The sequence below is a fragment of the Sphingosinicella sp. LHD-64 genome (assembly GCF_031157375.1).
Classification (GTDB): Bacteria; Pseudomonadota; Alphaproteobacteria; order Sphingomonadales; family Sphingomonadaceae; genus Allosphingosinicella.
On sequence record NZ_JAVIFV010000001.1, the window covers coordinates 180,559 to 206,746 of the forward strand.

25 protein-coding genes are annotated in these 26,188 nt (G+C 67.2%); 11 read left to right on the top strand and 14 right to left on the bottom strand.

Annotation, left to right across the window (positions count from 1 at the left end; all coding sequences use genetic code 11):
- Nucleotides 1-8: 8 nt before the first annotated feature.
- Together RCO27_RS00910 and RCO27_RS00915 are read right to left on the bottom strand one after the other, a co-directional pair.
- Nucleotides 9-800, bottom strand: coding sequence for a hypothetical protein (locus RCO27_RS00910; protein ID WP_309000762.1), 792 nt, complete (start codon nucleotides 798-800; stop codon nucleotides 9-11).
- Between the two features lie 27 nt (nucleotides 801-827).
- A complete protein-coding gene (locus RCO27_RS00915) occupies nucleotides 828-3,119 on the bottom strand; it encodes a hypothetical protein (protein ID WP_309000763.1) in 2,292 nt (763 codons plus the stop codon).
- A 68-nt stretch (nucleotides 3,120-3,187) separates the two neighbouring features.
- On the opposite strand from RCO27_RS00915, the gene RCO27_RS00920 reads away from it, so the two are divergent.
- Entirely contained in the window at nucleotides 3,188-3,490 is a 303-nt protein-coding gene (locus RCO27_RS00920) for an Hpt domain-containing protein (RefSeq protein ID WP_309000764.1), read from the top strand.
- On the opposite strand, the gene RCO27_RS00925 is transcribed toward RCO27_RS00920, so the two are convergent.
- The gene (locus tag RCO27_RS00925) at nucleotides 3,487-4,086 is read right to left on the bottom strand and encodes a PAS domain-containing protein (protein WP_309000765.1); all 600 of its coding nucleotides are present in this window, start codon (nucleotides 4,084-4,086) and stop codon (nucleotides 3,487-3,489) included. The two genes, RCO27_RS00920 and RCO27_RS00925, sit on opposite strands and share 4 nt — an antisense overlap.
- 111 nt (nucleotides 4,087-4,197) lie before the next feature.
- Between RCO27_RS00925 and RCO27_RS00930 the strand changes: the two genes are divergently transcribed.
- The 3 genes from RCO27_RS00930 to chrA all read left to right on the top strand — a co-directional run bounded on the left by RCO27_RS00930 (nucleotide 4,198) and on the right by chrA (nucleotide 7,748).
- Nucleotides 4,198-5,613: an amino acid permease gene (locus RCO27_RS00930; RefSeq protein WP_309000766.1), complete on the top strand. Its 1,416-nt coding sequence runs from the start codon at nucleotides 4,198-4,200 to the stop codon at nucleotides 5,611-5,613.
- 4 nt (nucleotides 5,614-5,617) lie between these two features.
- Nucleotides 5,618-6,226, top strand: a complete 609-nt coding sequence (locus tag RCO27_RS00935) for a peptidylprolyl isomerase (protein ID WP_309000767.1) — start codon at nucleotides 5,618-5,620, stop codon at nucleotides 6,224-6,226.
- A 319-nt stretch (nucleotides 6,227-6,545) separates the two neighbouring features.
- Complete coding sequence (gene chrA, locus RCO27_RS00940; protein WP_309000768.1) at nucleotides 6,546-7,748, top strand: chromate efflux transporter; 1,203 nt, start codon at nucleotides 6,546-6,548, stop codon at nucleotides 7,746-7,748.
- Between the two features lie 260 nt (nucleotides 7,749-8,008).
- Here the strand turns inward: chrA and RCO27_RS00945 are convergent, their stop codons facing one another.
- Nucleotides 8,009-8,644 (bottom strand): carbonic anhydrase, encoded by a 636-nt coding sequence (locus RCO27_RS00945; protein WP_309000769.1) that lies wholly within the window; start codon nucleotides 8,642-8,644, stop codon nucleotides 8,009-8,011.
- Nucleotides 8,645-8,796: 152 nt separating this feature from the next.
- Between RCO27_RS00945 and lipA the strand changes: the two genes are divergently transcribed.
- On the top strand, nucleotides 8,797-9,735 hold the full coding sequence (lipA, locus tag RCO27_RS00950) for a lipoyl synthase (protein ID WP_309000770.1): 939 nt from the start codon (nucleotides 8,797-8,799) through the stop codon (nucleotides 9,733-9,735).
- On the top strand, nucleotides 9,735-10,211 hold the full coding sequence (locus RCO27_RS00955) for a type II toxin-antitoxin system RatA family toxin (protein WP_309000771.1): 477 nt from the start codon (nucleotides 9,735-9,737) through the stop codon (nucleotides 10,209-10,211). The genes lipA and RCO27_RS00955 overlap by 1 nt, the downstream gene beginning before the upstream one ends.
- On the opposite strand, the gene RCO27_RS00960 is transcribed toward RCO27_RS00955, so the two are convergent.
- Together RCO27_RS00960 and RCO27_RS00965 are read right to left on the bottom strand one after the other, a co-directional pair.
- Entirely contained in the window at nucleotides 10,157-10,684 is a 528-nt protein-coding gene (locus RCO27_RS00960) for a CinA family protein (protein WP_309000772.1), read from the bottom strand. The two genes, RCO27_RS00955 and RCO27_RS00960, sit on opposite strands and share 55 nt — an antisense overlap.
- On the bottom strand, nucleotides 10,681-11,841 hold the full coding sequence (locus RCO27_RS00965) for a bifunctional 2-C-methyl-D-erythritol 4-phosphate cytidylyltransferase/2-C-methyl-D-erythritol 2,4-cyclodiphosphate synthase (protein ID WP_309000773.1): 1,161 nt from the start codon (nucleotides 11,839-11,841) through the stop codon (nucleotides 10,681-10,683). The genes RCO27_RS00960 and RCO27_RS00965 overlap by 4 nt, the downstream gene beginning before the upstream one ends.
- Nucleotides 11,842-11,905: 64 nt before the next feature.
- Between RCO27_RS00965 and dusB the strand changes: the two genes are divergently transcribed.
- From dusB to hflX, 5 genes are all read left to right on the top strand, one after another.
- The gene (dusB, locus tag RCO27_RS00970; protein WP_309000774.1) at nucleotides 11,906-12,904 is read left to right on the top strand and encodes a tRNA dihydrouridine synthase DusB; all 999 of its coding nucleotides are present in this window, start codon (nucleotides 11,906-11,908) and stop codon (nucleotides 12,902-12,904) included.
- A gap of 94 nt (nucleotides 12,905-12,998) precedes the next feature.
- Complete coding sequence (locus tag RCO27_RS00975; protein WP_309000775.1) at nucleotides 12,999-15,233, top strand: ATP-binding protein; 2,235 nt, start codon at nucleotides 12,999-13,001, stop codon at nucleotides 15,231-15,233.
- 5 nt (nucleotides 15,234-15,238) lie between these two features.
- A complete protein-coding gene (locus RCO27_RS00980; RefSeq protein WP_309000776.1) occupies nucleotides 15,239-16,627 on the top strand; it encodes a sigma-54 dependent transcriptional regulator in 1,389 nt (462 codons plus the stop codon).
- Nucleotides 16,628-16,707: 80 nt separating this feature from the next.
- On the top strand, nucleotides 16,708-17,223 hold the full coding sequence (gene hfq / locus RCO27_RS00985; RefSeq protein WP_309001884.1) for an RNA chaperone Hfq: 516 nt from the start codon (nucleotides 16,708-16,710) through the stop codon (nucleotides 17,221-17,223).
- Nucleotides 17,220-18,530 carry a GTPase HflX gene (gene hflX, locus RCO27_RS00990; protein ID WP_309001885.1) on the top strand — a complete coding sequence of 437 codons (1,311 nt, stop codon included), beginning with the start codon at nucleotides 17,220-17,222 and terminating at the stop codon, nucleotides 18,528-18,530. Before hfq ends, hflX begins: the two co-directional genes overlap by 4 nt.
- 43 nt (nucleotides 18,531-18,573) lie before the next feature.
- Here the strand turns inward: hflX and mazG are convergent, their stop codons facing one another.
- Genes mazG through tmk form a run of 8 tightly spaced genes read right to left on the bottom strand, consistent with a single transcriptional unit; the run spans nucleotide 18,574 to nucleotide 26,123 of the window.
- The gene (gene mazG / locus RCO27_RS00995; RefSeq protein WP_309000777.1) at nucleotides 18,574-19,347 is read right to left on the bottom strand and encodes a nucleoside triphosphate pyrophosphohydrolase; all 774 of its coding nucleotides are present in this window, start codon (nucleotides 19,345-19,347) and stop codon (nucleotides 18,574-18,576) included.
- 47 nt (nucleotides 19,348-19,394) lie between these two features.
- On the bottom strand, nucleotides 19,395-20,090 hold the full coding sequence (locus tag RCO27_RS01000; protein ID WP_309000778.1) for a TIGR02281 family clan AA aspartic protease: 696 nt from the start codon (nucleotides 20,088-20,090) through the stop codon (nucleotides 19,395-19,397).
- The gene (locus tag RCO27_RS01005; RefSeq protein ID WP_309000779.1) at nucleotides 20,087-20,851 is read right to left on the bottom strand and encodes an MBL fold metallo-hydrolase; all 765 of its coding nucleotides are present in this window, start codon (nucleotides 20,849-20,851) and stop codon (nucleotides 20,087-20,089) included. Before RCO27_RS01005 ends, RCO27_RS01000 begins: the two co-directional genes overlap by 4 nt.
- On the bottom strand, nucleotides 20,852-21,625 hold the full coding sequence (locus RCO27_RS01010; RefSeq protein ID WP_309000780.1) for a TatD family hydrolase: 774 nt from the start codon (nucleotides 21,623-21,625) through the stop codon (nucleotides 20,852-20,854). It lies immediately after the preceding gene.
- Nucleotides 21,626-21,667: 42 nt separating this feature from the next.
- Entirely contained in the window at nucleotides 21,668-22,849 is a 1,182-nt protein-coding gene (locus tag RCO27_RS01015) for a TIR domain-containing protein (RefSeq protein ID WP_309000781.1), read from the bottom strand.
- A gap of 60 nt (nucleotides 22,850-22,909) precedes the next feature.
- On the bottom strand, nucleotides 22,910-24,469 hold the full coding sequence (metG, locus tag RCO27_RS01020) for a methionine--tRNA ligase (protein ID WP_309000782.1): 1,560 nt from the start codon (nucleotides 24,467-24,469) through the stop codon (nucleotides 22,910-22,912).
- A 47-nt stretch (nucleotides 24,470-24,516) separates the two neighbouring features.
- Entirely contained in the window at nucleotides 24,517-25,503 is a 987-nt protein-coding gene (locus RCO27_RS01025) for a DNA polymerase III subunit delta' (RefSeq protein WP_309000783.1), read from the bottom strand.
- Nucleotides 25,500-26,123, bottom strand: coding sequence for a dTMP kinase (gene tmk, locus RCO27_RS01030; RefSeq protein ID WP_309000784.1), 624 nt, complete (start codon nucleotides 26,121-26,123; stop codon nucleotides 25,500-25,502). The genes RCO27_RS01025 and tmk overlap by 4 nt, the downstream gene beginning before the upstream one ends.
- Between the last annotated feature and the right edge of the window lie 65 nt (nucleotides 26,124-26,188).

Below are 26,188 nucleotides of genomic sequence, written 5' to 3' on the forward strand. Positions count from 1 at the left end.
GCGAGGGCTTAAGCTTTCTTCGGCACGAGCAGCTTCTCGGGCCGCCGCTCGCGTGCCGTCTTGAACAGCGAGAAGCTGCGGTTCACGTAGTTGGTCACGTCCGTGATCGAATCGACATAGCTGCGGAGATCCGGCGTCATCTGTGCTTCGACGAGGCGAACCTGCGCCGACGGATCGGGTCCCTCGAAGCGCACATAGAACCAGGGCTCCCCGCGCTTCAGGATGAGATCCTTGGACGTGTCGTGCCACTCAAGTGCCCACATGAGCGGGCGCGGCCAGATATCGATCGGATAGCGTCCACATAGTTGTATGCCAGGCCACGGCGCACCACCATAATGAAGAAAGGGCGGGAACTGGTTGATATAGATGGGGTCATCCGAAATGAAGAGATAAGGCGTGGCGATCTGGATGACGGGGCGCTCCGGATGGCGCCATTCCGGCTGGGGCATGAAGACGACCATTTGATTGAGTGCGCCCGGCCGGACGGCGCCCTGCATCTGCATATTGGTGACGTTGATCTTGCCGTCCGGCGTCGTGGCCAGCCGAAGGTGCACGTCGATCGGACAAGGGATGATGAAATGCCGTCGATCGAACTCGATGACCGCCGGGCAGACTCCGACCGATTTGGGCGAGGCGCTTTGCGAAGGTTCCCGAGTCGGCTCGGGCGCCCCCCAGATGATGCTCGTCTTCTCGCTGTTAAACAGCCAGCCGACTTCGTAGCTTCTCGACGGCTTCTCCGGCTCTGTGACTTGCGCTGGGGCCCCCTCATGCACCCGTCTGGCGAAGAATCGGCTGAACACGCTTAGCGCCCCCCAAGAAAATCCTGGTCAGCTTCTAAGCCGCTGGATCGCCTGGGCAAGCGCAACATAGAGCTTGCCCATGTCGGAGGAGAGCAGGGTGACGCCCATCATCTCGCCGTCGCGGTCGGCAAGCACGCGCCGCAGCATCGCCTCGAAATCGTGGACGTAGCGATTCACCTGATCGCGGAAATCCGGTTCCTCGTCATAATGACGCAGCACCTCACGTGCTTCGCCGGAGTCGAGCAGCCGGACGGCGCGGCGGGTGAAGACGCCGCGGTCGCCCTTGAGATAGGCGGCCCAGGCGGTGTCGGCGACATCATTGGACAGGAGCTTGTTGACGTCGATCGCGGTCGAGTTGAGGGCTTCGATGAGCAGGGACACGCGCCGCGACATCGCGCCGGCATCGCGTTCGGCACGTTCCGCCTGGTCGGTGGCGATCCGGTCCTCGATCGCCGCCGCCGTCTCGCTCATCACGAGAAGCTGTCGGGTCAGCCGCTCGCTCGCCTGCCGCGCCACGGCCATCGCCCGCTGCGAGGCGCCGGCGACCTCGGCGATCTGGTCCTGCACCGGCTCGGCCACCGCCTCGGCGACGGCGTCGCGGCTCGCCTCGACCAGCGCCGAGACGCTGTCGGGGATGACCGCGACGATCGCTTCGCGGGCATGATGGGCCGCCTGGTTGGCGGCATCGCGCACCCGGACGAGGGCGTCGATCAGCTGCGGGCCGGTCTCCTGAACGAGACGTGCCGCAGCGCTGTCGGCCTCGCTGACCGTGCTGCCGAGCGCGCGCAGCTTCTCGTCGGCGAGGCCGACCGCTTCGCGCACCGTGCCGATCATCGCATCGAGCGACTCGCGCTGGCGTGCCGCGCTGGCCTCGCTCTCCGCCATCGATTCGGCGGCAAGAGCGGCGGCGGCCTGCACCGCCTCCATCGACGGCACGACGGATTTCACCGCCTGATGGGTTCGCCCCGCCTGGCCTTCCACGTCGGCGAGGGCACTGGTCAGCTCCTCGCGGAACTGGCCGGACATCGCGCCCAGCGCGGTCGCCAGCTCGTGGGTGCGGTCGATCAGCTGGCCTGAGGCGGCACTGCCGGCCTCGACCTCGCGGTTGAGGGCTCCTGTCACCTCACGCAGCACACCGACGGACTGCGATAGCCGCGCATTCTGCTCATCGCCGCTCTGGCCGAGCGCACACAGCCTGTCGTCGAGCTCGGCGAGCTGTGCGGTAATGCCTTCGACCAACGTCCGGCTCGCCGCCTCTTGCGTCGCCAGCCGGTCGCCCAGGGTGGCGACCGCTGCACCGGCGGTTTCGAGCTCGGCGGACAGCCGCTGGCCGGCCTCGGCGCCGGCCTGCTCGAAGGCGGCCCGGCTCTGCTCGACCATGGCGAGCATCGTCTGTCCCTGCGCCTCGAGTCCGCCGCGCGCCCGATCGACCGACTCGGCCGCCCGCGCCATCGCCGCATCGACGGCGGCATTCATCTGGGCGGACGCCTGTTCCATCCGTTCGGAGGCGGCGCTCGCGCTGCTCTCGATTCGGGCCACGTGAGCGCCGAGCCGCTGGGCTGCGCCGCCGACCACTTCGTCCGCCTCGCGCCCACGCGCGGTGAGGGCGGCAAGGTAACCTTCGAGGCCGGCGGCCTGCTCATGCGCGTTGAGGCCGGCGCTCCGCATCGATTCGGCCACCGCGCGCGCCTGTGCCTCGGCTCGCGGGAGATCGGTGAGCAGCACGCCGATATCGACCCGTGCGCTGCCGGCAGCGGCATCGAGCGCCTGGGCGCTGCGATCGAGCTCGGTGCTGCCGCGGGCCAGATCCTGGGTGACGCGGCCGAGCCGGTCCGACGCTTCGTCGCCGAGCGACATCAGCCGTGCGGCCTCCTGGCTGAGCGCGGCGCGATTCTCGCCGAGCCGCTGCGCGACGATGCCGAGCAGGCTTTCGAGCGCCTGCGCCTCCTGGCGCATGCCGGCGACGGCGCGCGAGAAGGCCTCGGTCTCGCGCCGCGGCGTGCGGCCGAAGATCGTCCAGGCAAGGCCGAGCAGGATGAGCGGCGCGCTGATCGAGGCGATCCAGCCGGTCCAGCCGGCGAGGTCCGCGCCCGGCCAGGCCTGCCACAGGGCGTAGCCGGCGAGGCCGACCCACACCACAGCAAGCAGGATCAGCGTCCCCGCGAAGACACGCAGCCCGGTGGCGGGCGGCGCCTCCTCCTCTTCGACGAAGGTACTGAAATCGAACGATTCGGTCGCGGCCGGCAGCGGTTCCACCGCCTCGCTCCACCCCGCCTCGTCCTGCGGCTGCGCCACGGCGCGCTCGACCCCCATGCTCATGGCCTATTGTACCACTTTGACGCACGGATGAAACGGGCCGTTAACACGGTTCGGCCCATAAGCAGGGCATGGCATACGATCCGGGAGCCCTGAACGCCTCGCTGGCCGCTGCGGTGGGCCAGGACGGCGATCTGATGGCGGAGCTGCGCAGCGCGTTCATCGAGAGTGCGGCGCGCCAGCTCGACCTGATGGGCCGGTCCCGGTGCGACGCCAACTGGACGATCGCCGCCGCCCGCCTCAAGAGCGTCGCGGCCAGCTTCGGGGCCCGCGGCCTGTCCGGCCTGGCCGATGAAGCGCTGGACGGCGCGCCGGGCGATCCGGTCGTCTTGCGCAAGATCGCCGGTGCGATCGACGATTTCGCGGCGACCTAGCTCTCCGAACGCAGGCTGAGCGCGGCGGCCTCGAACTCGCCGGCCATCCCGAGCAGCGTCTCCACCGTCCGGGCGTCGTTCACCGACCCGGCGAGCCGCCGGCAGCGCGCCGCCTGCGCCTGAAGCGCGTCGGGCTGGCTGGCGTCCGTGATGTCGATGAGCAGGTTGACCGCACCGGTCATGCGGCCGTGCGGGTCCATGATCGGCGTGGGGTAGGGGAGGAAGGTCACCCGGCTGCCATCCTCGCGCTCGGCGACGGCGATCGCACCGCGGATCGAGATGCCCTGTTCCGTCGCCGCAGCCATCGGGCATTTGTCAACCGGCATGAAGGCGCCGCCCTCGGTATAAAGCCGCCAGGTCACGCACCAGCGATCCCGCCCGGGCTCCGGCGTACGGCCGGCGAAGGCGACGCACGCAGCATTGAAATGGATCAGCCATCCGTCCGCGTCGGTCAGATAAGCCGGGACGGACAGGGAATCGATCGATGCGCGCCGAGCCTCGTCATCCGGTGCGATCAGGATTGTCTCGATCATCGCGTCCGGGGTCGCGACGTGGGTCGCGACAGGGCCGGGTTCCGCGTTTCTGATCACCCCCATGGCCGCGTCAAAACGCCGGGCCCCGCGCGCGAGTTCCCCGTCCATGCTTTTGCTGCTTGTCGGAATGGGCCAAACCGGACCATTAGGCGCAAAACTCAAGGGGAGGCGGCTTTGGCGAACTGGAAGACGAAGAAGGCGATCGTCGCGGCGGAGGATATCGCCCCCGAGCACCGGCTGACACGTTCGCTGGGCTGGCCGCACCTCATCGCGCTCGGCGTCGGCGCGATCGTCGGCACCGGCATCCTGACCCTGATCGGCGTCGGCGCGGCCAAGGCGGGCCCGTCCGTCATCCTGTCCTTCGCCATCGCCGGCGTGATCTGCGCCGCGGCGGCGCTCGCTTATGCCGAAATGGCGACGATGATCCCCGCCTCGGGCAGCGCCTACACCTACACCTATGTCGTGCTCGGCGAGCTGATCGCCTGGATCGTCGGCTGGGCCCTGATCCTCGAATATTCGCTGGTGGTGAGCGCGGTCGCGGTCGGTTGGTCGGGTTATGCCGCGCCCCTGCTCGAAGCCTGGATCGGCTTTCCCGCCGCGCTGGCGAACGGCCCGGAGCTGGGCGGCATCGTCAACCTGCCGGCGGTGTTCATCATCGCGGTGGTCGCGGGCATGCTGATCTACGGCACGCGGGAAAGTGCGACGGTGAACGCGCTGCTCGTCATCGTGAAGGTGGTCGCCCTCATCGTCTTCGTCGCCGTCACCTTGCCCTATTTCGACGCGGCCCGGTTCGAGCCATTCATGCCCTACGGCTTCCCCAAGACCGGCCCGGCCGGCGCCGAGGTCGGCGTGATGGCGGCCGCGGCGATCATCTTCTTCGCCTTCTACGGCTTCGACGCGATCGCGACCGCGGCGGAGGAGGCGAAGAATCCCGGCCGCGACCTCTCGGTCGGCATCGTCGGCTCGATGTTCGTCTGCGTCCTCATCTACATGGCGGTCGCTGCCTGCGCGGTCGGCGCGATCGCCTACTCCCGCTTCGCCAACAGCCCCGAGCCGCTGGCGCTGATCCTGCGCGAGATCGGCCAGCCGCTCGCCGCGCACTATCTCGCCATCTCGGCGGTGATCGCGCTCCCCACCGTCATCCTCGCCTTCTTCTACGGCCAGAGTCGCATCTTCTTCGTGATGGCCCGCGACGGCCTGATCCCGCAGAGCCTCGCCCGCGTCTCCAGCCGCGGCTCGCCGGTCCGGATCACCGTCTTCACCGCCGTCGTCGTGGCGGTGCTCGCCGGCCTCATCCCGCTCGCCGAGCTCGCCGCGCTCGCCAATGCCGGCACGCTCACCGCCTTCATCGCGGTCTGCGTCTGCATGCTCGTCATGCGCCGCCGCGCGCCGGATGCGCCGCGCGTGTTCCGCACGCCCGCCGCCTGGCCGGTCGGGATCGTCGGCATCGCCGGCTGCCTCTATTTGCTCTACAGCCTGCCGCAGACCACCCAGATCTGGTTCGCCGGCGCGCAGGTGGTCGGCATCCTCCTCTATTTCGCCTACGGCGCCCGCAAGAGCATCGCGGGCAACGCGGCCGAAGGCGCCTGATCCGATGCTCCGCCTCTTCGTCCTCGTCCTCGCCCTGATCGGCCTGCCGGCGCTGGCGCAGCCGCCGGCATCGGCGCCGGCCGCAGCGGCAGGCGTCCGCGTCGCGCTGGTGACCGATAGGGGCCGGATCGTCGTCGAGGTCGATACCGCCCGCGCCCCGGTCACCGCTGGCAACTTCCTGCGCTATGTCGACGCCCGCCGCCTCGACGGCACGGAATTCTACCGGGCGATGAAGACCGCGCCCGCGGCCGGGCTGGTCCAGGGCGGGGTCCGCGATCCGCGCCAGCTGTTCCCGCCGATCGCGCACGAGCCGACCAGCCAGACCGGCCTCAGCCATACGGACGGCGCGCTCTCCGTTCCGCGCTTCGCGCCCGGCACGGCACAGGGCGATTTCACCATCATGGTCGGCGACCAGCTCTATCTCGACGCCCAGCCCGGCTCGGCCGGCGACGGCCTCGGCTATGCCGTGTTCGGCCGCGTCGTCGAGGGCATGGACGTGGTCCGCGCCATCCTCCAGGCCCCGACCTCGGCGACCGAAGGCGAGGGCGTCATGCGCGGCCAGATGCTGGACCCGCGCATCCGCGTCGTGACGGCGCGGCGGGTGAGCCGCTAGGACCAATCGACATTCAGGGACTTCCCCTCTCCCTTGAGGGAGGGGGCAGGGTGAGGGTGTCGGGCATTCGGGACTATTCTCGGACGCAGAACCCCCTCACCCCAACCCTCTCCCCGCTGGGGAGAGGAAGTTTCATTCCGAATGTCGATTGGTCCTAGCAAAGCAAAGGCCGCGGAAGCGCCTGCTTTGGGTGGGAAGCGGACTTGATGCAAACGCGTTCAAACTTTCGATTTGAAGGTCCTTCTTCGAAAATGCTGCCCCAAACCGCCTCGAATAAGTGATCGCCCGTATCTGATCGAAAGGATATTCTGGCGGCGAAATGAGTGATGCCACTGTTCCGCCCAGCCTAACGACACTCCAGATCTTCTGGCGCTTCCTGCGCTTTGGGTTGCTTGCCTGGGGTGGGCCCGTCGCCCAGATCGCGATGATCAGGCGCGATCTCGTGGACGAGGAGCATTGGGTGTCGAGCGGCCGGTTCAACCGACTGCTGGCGGTCTATCAGGTCCTGCCGGGCCCCGAGGCGCACGAACTGTGCGTTCATCTCGGGATGGTGGCCGGGCAGCGGCGTGGCGGCGTCGCGGCCGGGCTTGGCTTCATGCTGCCGGGCTTCGTGCTCATGCTGGCGTTGTCCTGGCTCTATTTCCGTCTCAACCTCACTCAGTCAGCCCTCAGCGCCGTTTTCCTCGGCGTGCAGGCCGGGGTGATGGCGCTGATCGTGCGAGCCGTGCACCGGATCGGCGGGCACGTGCTTTCGAGCGCCTGGCTCTGGGTGATCAGCATCCTTGCCGGCGTCGCGGCGTTCCTGGGCACCAGCTTCTGGATCGTCCTGCCGGCCTCCGGCCTCATCTTCCTGCTGCTGGCGCATCGCCGCTACTGGACAGCCGGGGCCGCAATCGCGGCCGCCGCCGCGTTGGCCACCGTTCTCCATCCGCCAACGGCCGTGGCGCCGCTTGCGCCCGCGGCGACGCCTTTGCTGGTGGCGGGAAGCATCCCGGCATTCACCCTGTTTCTCTCGGGATTGAAGGCGGGCCTGCTCACCTTCGGAGGCGCCTACACCGTGATCCCGTTCCTGCGCGACGATGCAGTGGGCAAGGGATGGATGACGGACGGACAGTTTCTTGACGGTGTCGCGCTGTCCGGCATCCTTCCGGCACCGCTCATCATCTTCTCCACCTTCGTGGGCTATTATGCGGGCGGACCAACTGGGGCGCTGGCGATGACTGCCGGTATCTTCCTGCCGGCCTTCGCTTTCTCGCTATTGTTCTACGACGGACTGGAACGGGTGGTCGAGAATGAGCGGCTGCACCGCTTCCTCGAAGGCGTGGCCGCCGGTGTTGTCGGGTTCATTGTCGCGACGACGCTGGAGCTGGGCGTCGCGCTCGCCCAACGCGTGCCCTCACCGCTTGCGGCGGCGGCCATATTCGCAGGCGCACTGGCGTTGCTCTATCTGTGGAAGTCCAGACTCAACATGGTCGCCGCAATCGTGGCATCGGGCATCATTGGTTATTTCGCGATGGGCTAGATGCCGCAATGGGTCGAAAATAACCATCCCCGATTGCTGGATACAAATAGGATCTCGCCTCCTGACATGCTCGCTGCGACTCGGGGCTTGAACCCCGGCTCGCCGGCTCTTTGACAGGTTCGCTTCGACGCTCCTGCCGCCGAAAAACCCGGGAAGGGGCCACCCTCATGGCGACTGCGAACATTGGGAACATTCGCGCGCAGCCCGGCCGCGCCGAAACGCCTTTGGCCAGTGCGACCTTTGCTGACCTTTTGAAACTTTCAGGCCGGCGCGAAGCTGTCCGTCGTCTCGTCCAGAACGTGCAGGACGCCGTCGGACACCGCGAAGATCGACCCGTGGAGCTTCAGCGTGCCCGCCTGCTCGCGCGCGGCGATCCAGGGGAAGGTGCGCAGGTTGGCGAGCGAGACGCGCACGCCTTCCTGCTCCATCGTCTGGAAGGCGGCGCGGTCGAGCGCCGGATGGGCGGCGCGGATGCGGTCGCGGGCGCCGCTCAGCATGTCGATCCAGTGGGCGATGAAATGGCCGGCGCCGTGTTCGGCCCGGTCGAACTGGCCGGTCAGCGCGGCCGCGCAGCCGCCGCAGAAGCCGTGACCCATCACCACCAGCTCGCTGACCTCGAGCTGGGTGACGGCGAATTCCAGCGCCGCCGACACGCCGTGATAGTTGCTGTCCGGCTCGAACGGCGGGACGAGGTTGGCGACGTTGCGCACGACGAACATCTCGCCCGGCCGCGCATCGAAGATCTGGGCCGGATCGACCCGGCTGTCGGAGCAGGCGATCACCATCACCTGCGGGCTCTGGCCCTCGGCCAGCTCCGCCCAGCGCTCGCGCTGTTCGGACCAGCCCTGTTGACGGAAGCGGCGATAGCCGTCGATCATTGCGTTGAAGTCTTTCATTTCGCTCCTGCGTTCAGACGTCATCCCAGCGAAAGCTGGGATCTCACTTCTTATGCGGGCTCTATAGAAGAGCAGAAGGGAGATTCCAGCTTTCGCTGGAATGACGAAGGGCAGGGGTGGCGAGGAGGCCTTACAGTCGCTATCTCGCCGCCATGAGCGAAGCCGACCCGATCATGCCCGCCCGTCCCGAGCGCCCGCGCAAACCCGACTGGATTCGCGTGAAGGCGCCGATCAGCACCGGCTTCATGGAAACCAAGAAGCTGATGCGCAGCCTCAACCTCGCCACGGTGTGCGAGGAGGCGGCCTGCCCGAACATCGGCGAGTGCTGGACCAAGAAGCACGCGACGGTGATGATCCTCGGCGACACCTGCACGCGGGCCTGCGCCTTCTGCAACGTCAAGACCGGCATGCCGCGCGCCGTCGATCCGCTGGAGCCCGAGCATGTCGCGACGGCGGCCGCCGAGCTCGGCCTCGAACATATCGTCGTCACCTCGGTCGACCGCGACGACCTGCCCGATGGCGGCGCGATGCAGTTCGTGAAGGTGATCGAGGCGCTGAGGCGCAACACGCCCTCGACGACGATCGAGATCCTGACCCCGGATTTCCGCAACAAGTCGGAAGCCGCGGTCGAAAAGATCATCGCGGCGCGCCCCGACGTCTACAACCACAACCTCGAAACCGTGCCGCGACTCTACCCGACGATCCGGCCCGGCGCCCGCTACTACGCTTCGCTCCGCCTGCTGGAGAGCGTAAAGCGGCATGATCCGTCGATCTTCACCAAGTCCGGCGTCATGGTCGGCCTCGGCGAGGAGCGGATGGAGGTCCATCAGGTGATGGATGACATGCGCTCCGCCGACATCGATTTCCTGACCATGGGCCAGTATCTCCAGCCGACCCCGCGCCACGCGAAGGTCGCGGAGTTCGTCACCCCGCAGGCCTTCTCCGCCTATGGCGCGATCGCCCGGGCCAAGGGCTTCCTGCTGGTCGCGGCGAGCCCGCTCACCCGATCAAGCTATCATGCCGGCGACGATTTCGCGAAGATGAAGGCGGCGCGTGAGGCGAAGCTGGCGGCCGCAGCCCGTCAGAGCTGATGCCCCGCCACACCGAAACGCGGAACCTGCCCTACACACCCGAGCAGCTGTTCGATCTGGTCGCGGATGTCGGCCGCTACCAGGAATTCCTCCCCTGGGTCGCCGCGACCCGCATCCGCTCCGACAGCGAGACCGAGATGCTGGCCGATCTCGTCGTCGGGTTCCGGGCGCTGAAGGAGACCTTCACGTCAAAGGTGAACAAACGCCGCCCGCACGAGATCGAGATCGACTATGTCGAGGGGCCGCTCAAATATCTCCACAACAACTGGAGGTTCCGCCCCGACGGCAAGGGCGGTACCGACGTGGATTTCTGCGTCGACTTCGCCTTCAAGAACAGGATATTTCAGGCACTTGCCGGACAAATGTTCGACGCGGCGCTAAGACGGATGATCGGAGCGTTCGAGACGCGCGCCCACGCCCTTTACGGCGGCGCGCTCCCCGGCAGCAAGAGATCGAGCGCGCAGAGCGCCGCCTGAAGCCGGATCCCGGCGCGGCCGTTGTTCTCGAACGCCTTGCCGTCCGCGACGATGTCGTCGGAGGGCGCATCGCGTTCCGCCCGGGCGAACACGACGGTGCCAACCGGCTTCTTCTCGGTGCCGCCGCCGGGGCCGGCGATGCCGGTGATCGACACGGCGATGTCGGCACCACTCCGCTCCAGCGCGCCCTTCGCCATCGCCCAGGCGGCGGCGATGGACACGCTGCCGAAGGTCTCGATCACTTCCAGGCTGACGCCGAGCAGCGCGATCTTGGCCTCGTTCGAGTAGGTGACAAAGCCGGCGTCGAACACGTCCGAACTGCCGGCGATCTCGGTCAGCGCTGCGGAGACCAGACCGCCGGTACAGCTCTCGGCGACTGCAATATGCCGCCCGGCGGCGCGGTTCTCCTCGATTACCCGTCGGGCCAGATCGACGAGCTCGGCGGGAAGGATGAAGTCGCGGGTCTCGGTCATGAGTCCTCCGGAAGCCGGATCGTCGCCACCGCCTGCGCCGCGATGCCTTCCCCGCGGCCGGTGAAGCCGAGCCGCTCGGTCGTCGTCGCCTTGATGCTAACCCTCTGAATGGGCAGCCGCAACAGGCCGGCGATCTTCTCACGCATCGCCGCCCGATGTGGGCCGATCTTCGGCGCCTCGCAGATGATCGTCAGATCGACATGCTCGATCCGCCCGCGGGCCGATTCCGCGAGACTTCGGGCGTGTTCGACGAACAGCGAGGAGGGCGCGCCCCGCCATTGCGGATCGCTGGGCGGGAAATGATCGCCGATATCGCCGGCACCCAGCGCACCGAGCAAGGCGTCGGTCAACGCATGGAGAACGACATCGGCATCGCTGTGCCCCTTGAGCCCCTTGTCGTGGGGAATCCTGAGGCCGCCGAGCCAGAGCTCCTCACCGCTTGCCAGCGGGTGAACGTCGAAGCCGAGCCCAGTCCGTGACGTGAGTGCTGCCGCAAGGCGCGCCTCGGCGCGCGCCAAGTCGGCTTCGTAGGTCAGTTTCTCCAGCTCCGCAGCGCCCTCGACCATCGCGACCCCGATCCCTGCTGCCCGTGCGACCTGTGCATCGTCGGTGGCTTCGCCTCCGTTCCACGCCGAATGGGCCTTCAGAATGGCGGCGAAGCGAAATGCCTGTGGCGTTTGGACGCGAACCAGCCCGTCACGTGCGATCGTGTCGCCAAGCCGGCCGTCTGTGCGAGCGAGCGTATCGACAACCGGGAGGGCGGGCACCGCAGCCTGATCCATGTCCAGCGCCTTCTGCAGCCGGTCGATCACGCCGGCGGGCAGGAAGGGGCGGGCCGCATCATGGATCAGGACATGATCGAAACCGTGCCCGGCCAGCGCTTCAAGGCCGCGCCTCACCGATTGCTGACGGGTGGCGCCGCCGATCACGGGCGGGGGAAGGGCGTGCGCGCCGATCGCCTCGACATAGGCAGCCTCCTGATCCGCGCCGATCACCACCTGGATCGCGTCGATCGCCGGGTGCCGCAGATGATCGATCGCGTGGGCGAGCACGGCCTTGCCCGCGATCCGCCGATATTGTTTGGGCACCTCGCCGCCCGTCCGGCTGCCGCTGCCGGCAGCCACGAGCAGCGCGACCGTCTTCCCCCGAGACTCCATGGCGGCGCCTCCTAGCCGAGGCGAAACTTGCCCGCCAGCGCCTTTCACCCTATCTCGCGCGGCCATGAGCCGCCTTGCGCCCATCGAGATCGGTCCGGTCCGCATCGAAACGCCAGTGATCCTGGCACCGATGACGGGCGTCACAGACAAGCCGTTCCGGCGGATCGTGAAGCGCTATGGCGCCGGCCTCACCGTCACCGAGATGATCGCGAGCCAGGCGGCGATCCGGGAGACCCGTCAGTCGCTGCAGAAGATGGAATGGGATCCGTCCGAGGAGCCCGTGTCGATGCAGCTCGCCGGCTGCTCGCCCAGGGAAATGGCCGAGGCCGCGAAGCTCAACGAGGATCGCGGCGCGGCGATCATCGACATCAACATGGGCTGCCCGGTCAAGAAGGTGGTCAACGGCGAGGCGGGCTCCGCGCTGATGCGCGACCTCAAGCTGGCGTCCGCGATCATCGACGCGACGGTAAAGGCGGTCCGCGTCCCGGTCACCCTCAAGATGCGGATGGGCTGGGATCATCACAGCCTCAATGCACCGGAACTGGCCCGCATCGCCGAAGACCTGGGCGTGAAGATGATCACCGTCCACGGCCGGACACGCTGCCAGATGTACAAGGGGGTGGCCGACTGGGCGTTCATCCGCAACGTCAAGGACGCCGTCTCCGTGCCGGTGATCGCCAATGGCGACATCAACACCTTGGACGATGTCGATGCCGCGCTCGACCAGTCCGGCGCCGACGGCGTGATGATCGGCCGGGGAGCCTACGGACGCCCGTGGCTCCTGAGGCAGGCCATGCATTGGCTGAAGCATGGCGAGCGGCTGCCCGATCCCGGCCTCGACGAGCAATATGCGGTGATCGTCGAGCAGTATGAGGCGATGCTCGAGCTTTACGGTCCGCAGATCGGTGCCAATTGCGCGCGCAAGCATATCGGCTGGTACACGCGCGGCCTCCACGGCTCCGCGGAGTTCCGCAACGCGTTCAACAAGGAGGCCGATCCGGTCGCTGCCCTGGCGATGTTGCGCGAATTCTACGCTCCCTGGCTTCACAAGGCGGCCGCCTGAGCCAGGCTGTCGCTTCCATGCGACAGATCAGCGCAAAGACTGTGTTCTTTCGGCCACATTGTTGTGCTAGAGCCATGGGGTGAATGCCGAGGCAGTGAGTCCCGCCGAGTCCCGGCCGCGTTGGCGGCGGCGCCTGTCGGTCGCGCTCAAGCGCAGCAGTTTCGTCCCTCTGATCGAGATCGCGGCCGTGATCGCGCTGATCACGACGGTGGTGATCAGCTATGTCACGCTCGAGCGGCAAGGCGATGCGGGCGCGCTGCTGACACCGCCGATGGTCGCCGTGCTGCTGGTGGCGAATCTCGTTCCGGCGATGGCGCTGATGGTGCTGGTCGCCCGGCGACTCGCCAAGCGTCGCGCGGCCCTGATCGGGCTCGGCATGAAGAGCCGGCTGCCGGTGCGGCTGGTGGCGATCTTCTCGGGCATCGCAGCGGTGCCGACGCTGCTGGTCGTGATCTTCGCCTCGCTCCTCTTTCAATACGGTGTCGAATTCTGGTTCTCGGATCGGGCGCGGGGCATGCTCGAAAATGCGGCCAGTCTCGCCCAGGAAAATTACAATCGCGAGGTCGAACGGGTGGGTCTCGAGGCGGTCGCGATGAGCGGCGACCTCGCCGGCTACCTCCAGCAGGTGCCGATCGACAGCACGACCTTCGCCGGCCTGTTCGGTCGCCAGGTGTTCGAGCGCAACCTGTCCGAGGCGATCATCTTCCGGGTCGCGCGCGACAACGGGATCCAGTCGCTTGCCCTGGTCGATCCCTACGACCGGTCGCTCGAGAGCGTGATCACACCGCAGATGATCGCGAGCGTGCGGCCCGAGCAGCCCAACATCATCGTCAGCAACGACCGCTTCGCGGCGATTGCGGCGCTGCCTTATGGCGAGAACACCTACATCTACACTGCCCGCGTGTTCGAACCCGAGCTGGCGAGCCAGCTGCGGCGCGGCGCGGCAGTCCTCGAAGACTATCGCACCTTGGTGAATCGCTCGCGCAATCTGCAGCTGCGTTTCAACATCGCCTTGTTCGCGCTCTCGCTGTTGATCGTCGGGCTGGCGATCTGGATCGCGCTGACCCTGGCCGACCGGTTGGTGCGCCCGGTGAACCAGCTGGTCGGCGCAGCGCGGCGCGTGACCGCTGGCGACCTATCGGCGCGGGTGCCGCAATCGGAAACGCGCGACGAGGTGGCGACGCTCGGCAATGCGTTCAACCGGATGACGAGCCGGCTGGAGGAGCAGACTGGCGCTCTGGTCAGCGCCAATGCGCAGCTCGACAGCCGGCGCGCCTTCACCGAGGCGGTGCTGTCCGGGGTCACCGCTGGCGTGATCTCAGTGGACGAGAATCATGTCGTGCGGCTGATCAACAGCTCGGCCGAATCGCTGCTCAACACCGGCGGCAAGAGTCCGGTCGGCTTGAAGCTCGCCGGGCTGGCGCCCGAACTGGACCAGCAGCTTGCCGCCGAGGAGCGCGAGGAGATCGTCCAGGTCGCCTCGGGCGGCGAGCCGCGCACGCTCGCCCTCAAGACCGTGAAGGTCGAGGGCGGCTATGTGCTGACCTTCGACGACATCACCGAGCAACTGCTTGATCAACGCCGGGCCGCCTGGTCGGACGTCGCCCGGCGCATCGCGCACGAAATCAAGAACCCGCTCACCCCGATCCAGCTCGCCGCCGAGCGACTCCAGCGCCGCTATTCCGGCGAAGTGGTCTCCGACCCGGCCACGTTCGAGCGCCTCACCGGCACGATCGTCCGCCAGGTCGGCGATCTCAGGCGGATGGTCGACGAATTCTCCTCGTTCGCGCGCATGCCCAAGCCGATCTTCCGCGAGGAGCCGATCGTCGATATCGCCCGCCAGGCCCTGTTCCTTCACGAGGTCGCACATCCCGACATCCGTTTTGCCCTGGAGGCGCCCGATCCGTCGCCGATCCTGGTCTGCGACCGGCGCCTGCTCGGCCAGGCACTCACCAACGTCGTCAAGAACGGCGTCGAGGCGATCCAGCAACGGCGCGAGGAGCTGGGCAGGGAAGGCGGCGACGACCGGATTGCCATCGCGGTCCGCGTCGAAGGCAGTCGGCTGACGATCGAGGTTACCGATACCGGCGTGGGCCTGCCGGCGGACCGGCGGCGTCTCACCGAACCCTATATGACGACGCGGGCCAAGGGCACCGGCCTCGGCCTCGCCATCGTCAAGAAGATCGTCGAGGAGCATTTCGGCCAGATCGAGTTCGACGACGCGCGCGGCGGCGGATCGCTGGTGCGCTTCCAGTTCGATGTGGAGACGCTCGGCCGATTGATCGCTCCTGTTTCCAAGTATTCCGAAGATTCCGTAGCAAGTGGCTGAATAATATGGCGTTAGATATCCTCATTGTCGACGATGAGCAGGACATCCGCGATTTGGTCTCGGGTGTGCTGGAGGACGAGGGATTCACCACACGCACCGCTGCCAACAGCGCCGAGGCTTTGCAGGCGCTGGGAGACCGGCGTCCGTCGCTGGCCTTGCTCGACGTCTGGCTGCAGGGCTCGAAGCTCGACGGACTCCAGCTTCTCGAAGAGATCAAACGGCGGGATCCGACGCTGCCGGTGCTGATGATCTCGGGCCACGGCAATCTCGACACGGCCGTCGCCGCGATCCGGCAGGGGGCGGTGGACTTCATCGAAAAGCCGTTCGAGGCGGGGCATCTCGTCCATCTCGTCGCGCGCGCCACCGAGACCGAGCGGCTGAAACGCGAGAACGAGACCCTGCGCCAGCAGATCGGTCACGAGACCGAACTCACCGGCTCCAGCGCCGCGATCAACAATGTGCGCGCCACGCTGAAGCGGGTCGCCGCCACCGGCAGCCGCGTGCTGATCGCTGGGCCGGCGGGAGTCGGCAAGGAGGTGGCGGCCCGGTTGATGCATAACTGGAGTCCCCGCGCCCGCGGGCCCTTCATCGTCGTCACCGCCGCGCGCATGACCCCTGAGCGCGTCGAAGAGGAGCTGTTCGGCGCGGAGGAGGGGGGTGAGCTTTCACGCCCCGGCCTGCTCGAGCAGGCGCACGGCGGAACGCTGTTCCTCGACGAGATCGCCGACATGCCGATCTCGACCCAGGGCAAGATCCTGCGCGTCCTCACCGATCAGAGCTTCACCCGGGTCGGCGGCCAGCGCACCGTCAAGGTGGATATGCGCGTCGTCTCGTCCACCGCGCGCGAGCTCCCGGCCGAGATCGCCGCGGGACGCTTCCGCGAGGATCTCTATTATCGCCTGAATGTCGTCCCCGTGCATCTGCCGGCGCTCGCCGACCGACGCGAGGACATCCCGGAGCTGGTCGCCCATTTCGCCGCCCGCCATGCCACCGATCAGCGCGTCCAGACACCGGCCATCTCAAGTGACGCCATGGCGGCACTTCAGGCCTATGACTGGCCCGGCAACGTGCGGCAGCTGCGCAACGTCATCGAACGGACGATCATCCTCGCGCCGGGCGACCGGATCGGCTGCATCGACATCGACATGCTGCCGCCCGAGATCCTCAGCGATCAGGCGCAGCTGACGCCGAGCGAGGCGGTCAAGGCGATCATGGGCACGCCGCTGCGGGAAGCCCGGGAGACGTTCGAACGGGAGTATCTCAAGGTCCAGATCCGGCGCTTTTCCGGCAACATCTCCCGCACCGCCAACTTCATCGGCATGGAGCGTTCGGCGCTGCACCGGAAATTGAAGGCGCTCGGCCTTGGTGATACGCGCGGGGAGGGGGGCGAGTAGGGCGGCGTTGTCGTCGCCTCACGCCACATGGTAAGACTCCCCATCGCGTATCGACCAACTGACAAGATCCGACGGGGCGGATCCGGGAGAAAAAGAAAATGGCCGAGAAGGTCAACAACCTCCAGGACATGTTCCTGAACAACCTGCGGCGCACCAAGACGCCGGTCACCATGTTCCTCGTGAAGGGAGTCAAGCTCCAGGGGATCATCACCTGGTTCGACAATTTCTCCGTGCTGCTCCGGCGGGACGGCCAGGCCCAGCTCATCTACAAGCACGCCATCTCGACGATCATGCCCGCCCAGCCGGTCGATCTCGCCGATCTCCAGCAGGCCTTCGACGATCAGCAGGGCAAGAAGAAGCCGACGCTGCTCCAGGAGGTTTTCCTGACTGCGGTGCGCAAATCGGGCGAACCGGTGACGATGTTCCTGGTCAACGGCGTCATGCTCCAGGGCGAGGTCGCGGCGTTCGACCTGTTCTGCATGCTGCTCGAGCGCGACGGGCTGGTCCAGCTCGTCTACAAGCACGCCATTTCGACCGTGCAGCCCGAAAACCCGATCAACCTGGCCGAAGCTCAGGGTGAGGAGCCCTCCGTCTGAGCGTCTTCAACCGCGAATCCGACGACGAGTTCCGGCGCGGTGCGCGGGCGGTGATCGCGCTGCCCGACATGGGCCGCGATGCGACTCGTGATGTCGATTCCCGTCTCGACGAGGCCGCCGGTCTTGCCGACGCGATCGGCATTGCCGTCGAGGGCAGGCTGCACTTCAGGATCCGTGCACCCCGGCCGGCGACCCTGTTCGGCCCCGGCCAGGTCGAGCAGATCGCCGGCGCCGTCCGGCAGAGCGAGGCGGAGCTGGTCATCGTCGACAGCGCGATCACGCCGGTCCAGCAGAAGAATCTGGAGGACCGCACCAAGGCGAAGGTGATCGACCGGACCGGCCTCATCCTCGAGATTTTCGGCGAGCGGGCGGCGACGGCGGAAGGACGCCTCCAAGTCGAGCTCGCGCATCTCGACTATCAGGCCGGCCGGCTGGTCCGATCCTGGACTCACCTCGAGCGGCAGCGCGGCGGCTTCGGCTTCCTCGGCGGCCCCGGTGAAACCCAGATCGAGGCCGACCGGCGCCTGATCCGCGACCGGATGGCGAAGCTCCGCCGCGAGCTCGATCAGGTCGCCCGCACCCGCACGCTGCATCGGAACCGGCGGCAGCGGGCGCCCTGGCCGGTTGTCGCACTGGTCGGCTACACCAATGCCGGCAAGTCGACCCTGTTCAACCGGCTGACCCGCGCCGAGGTGATGGCCGAGGACCTGCTGTTCGCGACGCTCGATCCGACGATGCGCGAGATCGAGCTTCCAGGCTTCGACAAGGCGATTCTCTCCGACACGGTCGGCTTCATCTCGGATCTTCCGACCCAGCTCGTCGCCGCCTTCCGCGCGACCCTCGAGGAGGTGGTGTCGGCGGATCTCATCGTCCATGTCCGCGACATTTCCCACCCGGACAGCGACGCCCAGCGCGCCGACGTCGAAGCCGTGCTCACCGAGATCGGCGCGCTGCGCGAAGGCGGCGCGCCGATGATCGAGGCATGGAACAAGATCGACGCGCTCGCCCCCGATGAAGCGGACAGCGTGCGTGCCGAAGCCGTCCGCCGCGACGATGTCGTCGCCATCTCCGCGCTGACGGGCGAGGGGATGGACGCGCTGCTCACGCATGTGTCGCGGCGGCTGCGGCGGGATGCGCGGACCCACACGATCACGGTGCCTGCGACCGATGGCGAGTTGATCGCCTGGCTCCACGCCAATGGCGAGGTGATGAGCCACGACCACGAGGGGATGGAGACCCGCTTCGTCGTCCGCCTGACCGAAGTCGACTGGAATCGCTTTCAAGCCTGGCGCAAGGAACGCGGCTAGGTCTGCAGCACATTTCGGCCGCTCGAGCCGCGTGCGGCGTCGTTCAAGATGAACTGCTGCCAGCCTCTTTCTTCGCGCGCTGCCAGAGTGCTTCCAGCTCTTCCAAGGTCATGACTTTCAGTGGTTTATCGGTCAGGCTTTCCACCTTGCGGAAGCGTCGTTCGAACCGCGCATTGGCCTCGCGCAGCGCTGTTTCCGGATCGACGCCGAGGTGCCGCGCATAGTTGACCACGGTGAACAGCAGGTCGCCGATCTCCGCCCCGCGCTCCTCGTCATTCCGAGCCTGCGCAATCTCTTCCAGCTCCTCGTCGATCTTTTGCCGCGGGCCCATCGCGTCCGGCCAGTCGAAGCCGACGCGCGCGGCGCGGCGCTGGATCTTCTCGGCGCGCTTGAGGGCGGGGAGGGCGAGGGCGATGCCTGCCAACGCGCTCGAGTCCTCATGTGTCTCGCGTTCAGCCGCCTTGATCGCTTCCCAGCCCGGGCTCGCACCAGCCTCGCCGAAGATGTGCGGATGCCGGCGGATCATCTTGTCGCAAATGGATTTTATGACGTCGTCGATCGCGAACGCGCCGGCTTCCTCGGCCATGCGGGCATGATAGACGACCTGGAACTGGAGATCGCCGAGCTCGTCCTCAAGCGCGGCCATGTCGCCGCGCGCGATCGCGTCGGCAACTTCATAGGCTTCCTCGATCGTGTACGGCGCGATCGTCTCGAAGCTTTGCGCACGATCCCACTCGCAGCCGGTCTCGGGATCGCGCAATCGCGCCATGATCGCGACGAGTTCGGCCAGGGGGGATTGAGGGTCGGAAAGCGACATCTAAAAGTCCGATAATATACATTATGTAAAATACAGATGGAGCCGAACTAGCGCGTAGCGGGTTTCTCCCCCTGCGAATCCGGTTCGTCGATCGGCGGTGCGGTCGCGTCCGCCACCGCAGCCGGCGCAGCCGTATTGCCCGAGCGCATGACGAGCGTGCGGCCCTCGACGCTCCAGCCCGACAGGCTCGACAGGAAATTCATGCCGATGACATTGAGATCGCCGAACGCGTCCGAGATGTGGACGGCGACGTCGCGTCGCTCGATCGGCCCGATCCGCAAGGTTTCGGCGCGGCCACGATCGACCTCGACGATTCCGTTGGCGGTACGGACCATTGCCGGAAAGCCGCCCGACACCACGATCCCGGCGCGCTCGGCCGCCGCGCGCGACAGGCTGGTCGTGGTCGCGCCGCTGTCGATCAGGAAGCGCACCTGCCGACCGTTCACCTCCGCGTCGACCCAGAAATGGCCATCCGAGGCCTGGCGGACGCGGACTTCGCCGGGCCGACCCGCCACTTCCTCGACCGTGCCGCCGCGCGCCTCGAGCAGCACGCGGTTGCCGAGCGCGAGAAACTCGTCCTTCATCGTGAAGATCACGAACGCGGCGCCGAAGATCAGCACCCAGCCGACGAACATCTTGAGACCGGATGCGAGCGGGATGCGCCGCACCATCAGCGCGCTCACCACCATGACGAGCACGCCGATCAGATAGATCACGTGGATCGCCTGGTCGCCCTCGTTCAAAGCGCGACCTCCAGCCCGTCATAGCCGGGCTCGATCCCGGCGGGCAGCTCGCCGAGCAGCGTGCGATAGTCCATCGTGTTGTCCATGTGGGTCAGGATAGCGCGTTTCGCGCCGACTTGCCTGATCCATTCGAGCGTGTCGGCGAGATGAGCATGCGTCGGATGCGGCTTGCGGCGAAGCGCATCGACGACCCAAAGATCCACGCCCTCGAACAGGAAGGCCATGTCATCCGTCAAAGTATTGAAATCTGTGGAATATCCAATCGATTTACCTCCCGCGTCGAAGCGCAGGCCGGCGCTCGTGATGTCGCCGTGCGGCTGATCGACAGTCCGCATCGAGATGCCGCCGAGATTGATGTGATTGGGCAGCAAATGGCCGGTGACCACCGCCGGATAGCCGCCCTTCCCTTCGAAGGCGTAGCCGAAACGATATCGGAGCAGCTCCAGTGTCTGGGCACGCGCATAGCCTGTCACCGGTCGGCCCCGCGCATGATAGAGCTGCCGCAGGTCGTCGATGCCGTGACAATGATCGGCATGATCATGTGTCCAGACCACCGCCTCGACGTCACTCACATGCGCATCGAGGAGCTGCTCGCGCAGGTCCGGACTGGTGTCGACCAGGATGCGCGCCTTGTCATAGCCGATCAGGATCGAGGCGCGACGGCGCCGGTTCTTCGGCTCGTGCCGGTCGCACTGACCCCAGTCGTCACCGACGCGCGGCACGCCGGAGGACGTGCCGCAACCGAGGATGCGGACCCACATTCAGACGGCCTTGGCGAAGAGCCGACGAAAGTTCGCGCTGGTGGCTTCGGCGAGTGTCTCGATCGGCTCGGCGCGAAGCTCGGCCAGGAAGCGTGCGGTATCGGCCACGAAGGCTGGCTCGCACGGCTTGCCGCGATGCGGGACCGGCGCGAGGAACGGCGAATCGGTTTCGATCAGCAGGCGATCGGCCGGTATCGTTCTTGCGACATCCTGCAGCGCCGTCGCGTTCTTGAATGTCACGATGCCCGAAATCGAGATGTAAAGGCCAAGCGCCAGCACCTTGTCGGCAAAGGCCTGGCTCGCCGTGAAGCAATGGATCAGCGCGGGATAGGCCCCCTTCCCCATCTCCTCGGCGAGGATCTCGTACGTGTCCTCCTCGGCATCGCGGGTATGGACGATGAGCGGCAGCTGCGTCTCGCGTGCTGCGGCGACATGGGCGCGAAAGCTCTGTCGTTGCCGCGCGCGGTCGGATCGGTCGTAATAATAGTCGAGCCCGCTCTCGCCGATCCCGATCACCCGCGGATGCGTCGCCTTGTCGACCAGTGTCGCAGTCTCGACATCGGGGTGGATGTCGGCCTCGTGGGGATGGATGCCGACCGACGCCATGACGTCATCCTCGCGCTCGGCGACTGCGATCACGTCGTCCCATTCGCTGGCACGGGTCGAGATGTTGAGCATGAAGCTCACGCCGGCCGCCCGTGCACGGGCAAGCACGGCCTGCTGATCCTCGACCAGGCCCTTATAGTTGAGGTGGCAATGACTATCGATGAACATCGCAGGCGCATGTAGTCGCTGGGCGTCACGGCGTCACCCTCCCTAGCGCCGCTGATCCCTCAGCTGCTGGCGGAAGCGACGGCATTGCGGGGTCCCCTGCCCTGCATTCTGGCAGAACAACCGCATATTCTCCGAGTTCGCCCGGTTGATCCTTGGGCCGGTCGGACGCCGGCGCGCCGGGGCGGCGCCCGCATGTTGTACGGCCTGGGCCTGCGCGGCTGCTTCCGCGCTTGGCTGGATGCTGGCGGCGAGCATGTAGCCCACTGCGCCGCTCGCCGTGCGCACCCGCCACCAGTCGCCTTGCTGCGGATAGGTGGTGAACGCCTCACCTTCGTTGATCCGGGCGACGGTGAGCCCTGCCCCGTCCGGCGCGCTGCGCACCAGCGCGAAGCCGTCTGCGGCGCGCACCACCGCCTGCTGGGTGAACTGCGCGTCGGCCGCCGGCGCGGCCGGGCTGGCCGAATTCTCGGTCGGGGCGGACATGGCGGGCGGCTCCATCCCACCTGCTTGCGGCGCAGGCGTTGCGGCCGACGGCGTGCCCGGCCCCGGTGGCAAGGTCGCAGTGAGGCTCTCCGACGACGCTCCCCCAACCGACCCGTCCAGCCAGCCCTGCTGCCAGGCCCAATAGCCGCCACCGGCCAGCAGGGCGAACAGGACAATTAGGGCCGCGACCAATCCGCCCTTCGACCCACGGACCGGTGTCGCAGTCGGCGCCGATGCCGATGCCGGCGCAATCGGCTCCGGCGCCGGCGCAGGTGCAGCGGCCACAGCAGGAGGCGGTGACGCGACGGCCGCAGCCGGTGCAGCAGCCACGACCGTCTTTTCCGAATCGGGCGGTCCGCACAGCGCCTGCACGCCGTTTCGGACCCGCTGCCAGTCCGCATCGCCGGGATCGCCGAGCCAGGTCGAGAGCGAGGCGACCTGCGCGCTGTCGAACGGGATCGGCGGCGGCTGGTCATCGGCGGTGGCCTGGACCAGCTTCTTCATCCCGCGCGCGACATTGGCCTCGGCACGCACCCATTCCGAAGCGCTCGCGGCCTCCGACCAGATGACCACCACCGCCCTGGCGCGGCCGATCTCGCCGGCGATCACATCCGCGCTTACCGCGCTCGCTGTCGGGCTGTCGTCGCGCCAGACGTCATAGCCCTCTTTCGCCAGGGTCTCGGCCACCAGCCGGGCCGTCGCCTCGTTCTCCCGCGTGTAGCTGATCACGACATCGGCCATGGGCGCCCCTTTCTGTCGATCAGGCTCCCTAGCACGGTGTACTTGGCCCGGGGAAGCCGATCAGCCGGGCGCGGGCATCTCCAGTCGCGGGAAGATCGGCGATGGCGAGGCGATCGCAACGCCCTTTGCCGCGACGCGGGCATAGCCGTCCCCGTCCCCGAGCGCGACATAGTCGCGCTCGTCCGCCGGAATGCCGAGCAGGTCGAGCACCGCCGCGGCCGAGGCCGGGATCACCGGCTGGATCGCAATGGCCAGATCGCGGATCGCCGCGCACAATGTCGCGAGCACCGCTGTCATCCGGTCCGGGTCGGTCTTCTTCAGCGTCCAGGGCGCCTCGGCGTCGATATACTGGTTGCAGGCGAACACGGCCTTCAGCCAGGCCTCGATCCCCTGGCTCAATGCCAGCGCCTCGAAATGGCCGGGCATGTCCTCGAGCAATGCATCACGCACCTGGCCGAGGAGCGCCGCATCAGTCGGGGAGCCCTTGCCTCCCTGGGGCAGAACGCCATCACAATTCCTTGAAATGAAAGACAAGGTGCGTTGGACGAGGTTGCCGAAGCTGTTCGACAGATCGGCATTGACCTTGGTCGTGATCGCCTCGGCGCTGTAGCCACCGTCCTGCCCGAACGTCACCTCGCGCAGCAGGAAGTAGCGCAGCGGATCGACACCGAACGCGGCGATGAGGTCGTTCGGATCGACGACATTGCCGAGGCTCTTCGACATCTTCTCGCCGCGATGGAGCACGAAACCGTGGCCGAACACCTGCTTGGGCAGCGGCAGGCCGGCCGACATCAGGAAGGCCGGCCAGTAGACGGTGTGGAAACGGATGATGTCCTTGCCGATGACGTGCAGGTCGGCCGGCCAGTATTTGCGCCACGCCTCGGTGTCGCCAGGGTAGCCGACGCCGGTGATGTAGTTGGTGAGCGCATCGACCCAGACGTACATGACATGGTCCGGGCTGTCGGGCACCTTCACGCCCCAGTCGAAACTGGTGCGCGAGACCGACAGGTCGGAAAGGCCGCCCTCGACGAAGCGCATCACCTCGTTGCGACGGCTCTCCGGCCGGATGAAGTCGGGATGGGCACGATAATGGTCGAGCAATCGGTCCTGATAGGCGGAGAGGCGAAAGAACCAGCTCTCCTCCACCGTCCATTCGACCAGCGTGCCCTGCGGCGACAGGCGCTCGCCGCTGCCGGCGGTGACGAGCTCCTTCTCGTCATAATAGGCCTCGTCGCGGACCGAGTACCAGCCCTCATAGCGGCCGAGATAGATGTCGCCGGCATCGACCATCGCCTGCCAGATCGCCTGGCTCGCCTTGTGGTGACCGGACTCGGTGGTGCGGATGAAGCGATCGAACGAAATGTTCAGCCTGTCGTCCATTTCACGGAAATAGGACGACATTTCCTCGGCAAGCGCAGCCGGTTCGACGCCGCGGTCGCGCGCTGCCTGGGCCATTTTCAGGCCATGTTCGTCGGTCCCGGTCAGGAAGAAGACGTCGCGCCCGCGCAGCCGCTGGAAGCGCGCGATCGCGTCGGCGGCGATCGCCTCATAGGCATGGCCGATATGGGGACGGCCGTTGGGGTAGCTGATCGCGGTGGTGATGTAGAAGGGCTCGGACATGGCTGAGCGCCTAGCCGTATCGTCGCACGCGATAAAGCCCTGTCCTCTCAGGCGGCGCGGCGATCCGATCCGGGTGCGAGCGCGGCGACCAGGCCGGCAAGCTCGAACACGGTGCTTGCGGGATCGAGCGACAGGCGACGCGCGGCCATGGCCAGATTGCGTGCGCGTTCCCAAGCCGCCAGCGCGTCCGCCAGCGCCGGACCGGTGCGGTTCCGCGCCGTGGCGGCGATCAGTTGCGGCGCACGCTCCAGGAATACCTCGTAGCGCGCCTGCGCCGATTTGGGCGCCAGCGCCTGCGCGAGCGCGGCGCGGCGCGCATTGGCCGGGTCGCCGTCGCGCACCAGTGCTTCCAAGTCCCGATCGAGCGCATCGATATCGAGGCCGCGCCAGGCGACGGCGCGTCCCGGTGCCCCCTCCCCGGCCGCCGTGAGCGCCAGAATCTCCTCCTCGTCCGCATCGGGGATCGCCGCGCGCAGGGCCGACGCCATGGCGTCGCTTTTGAGTGGCGACAGGCGCAGCACCCGGCAACGCGAGCGGATCGTCGGCAGCAGCCGCTCCGGTGCGTGGCTGACGAGCAGGAACACGGTATTGGGCGGCGGTTCCTCGAGATTCTTGAGCAACGCATTGGCGCCGGCCGTCTCCAGATCGTCGATCGCGTCGATGACCACCGCACGCCAGGGCGACAGCGAGGACGTTGTCGTGAACAGCCGCTGCAGGCCGCGCACCTGATCCACCGTGATGGACCGGGCGAGATCGATGCCGTTCTCGCGGGTCAGCCGTTCGAGCCGCATCAGGTCCGGATGGCTGCCCGCCGCCACCAGCTTCGCGGTCGGATGATCGTCCGGCACATCGATCCCGGATGCGGCGACCGATCCCGCCCCTTCTGCCAGCACCCGCAGCGCCGTCTTGTCGGCGAACAGCGCCTTGCCGATGCCCTTCCGCCCGGCGATCAGCCAAGCATGATGCAGCCGCCCGGAGTCGAGCGCCGTCCGAAAGGCGGTGACGGCGGACTCGTGGCCGTGGAGCGGAGTCACAGCAGATCCGCCAGCGCGGCGACGAGTCGCCCAGTCACCTCCGCCGCGGTGCCGGCTGCATCCACCTTGCGGATCCTCGTCGGGTCCTCATCGGCAAGCACTTCGAAAGCGAAGCCGATGCGATCGTGATAGGCGGAATCGCGCGCGCCGAACCGGTCCGGGCCTTCGGTATCGCGAGTCCGTGTGCGCTCCGCGGCGGCGCGCCCTTCCATCTGGAGCAGCAGGGTCCGGTCCGGCAGGAAGCCGCCGCTGCCGATCTCGTGCAACTGGCGGATCGCATCGGCACCGACATGGCCGACGATGCCCTGATAGGCGATCGAGCTGTCGAGGAAGCGATCGCAGACCACCCATTTGCCGAGGTCCAGCGCCGGCCTGATCGTGCGCGCGACATGGTCCGAACGTGCCGCGGCGAACAGCAAGGCCTCGGCCTCGGCCGACCAGCGGTCGACGGCGCCCTGGAGCAGCAGTTGGCGGATCGCCTCCGCCCCGGGACTGCCGCCGGGTTCACGTGTCTCGACCACTTCCACGCCCCGCGCCCGCAGCGCTGCAGCCAGGGCCTTCGCCTGGGTGGATTTGCCGACCCCCTCCCCGCCTTCGAGCGTGATGAAGCGGCCGGTCACGATGAACGCCTGACAGGCAGGTGCGATGTACCCCGTACATCGCAGTCATGCCGGGGGCATGACGG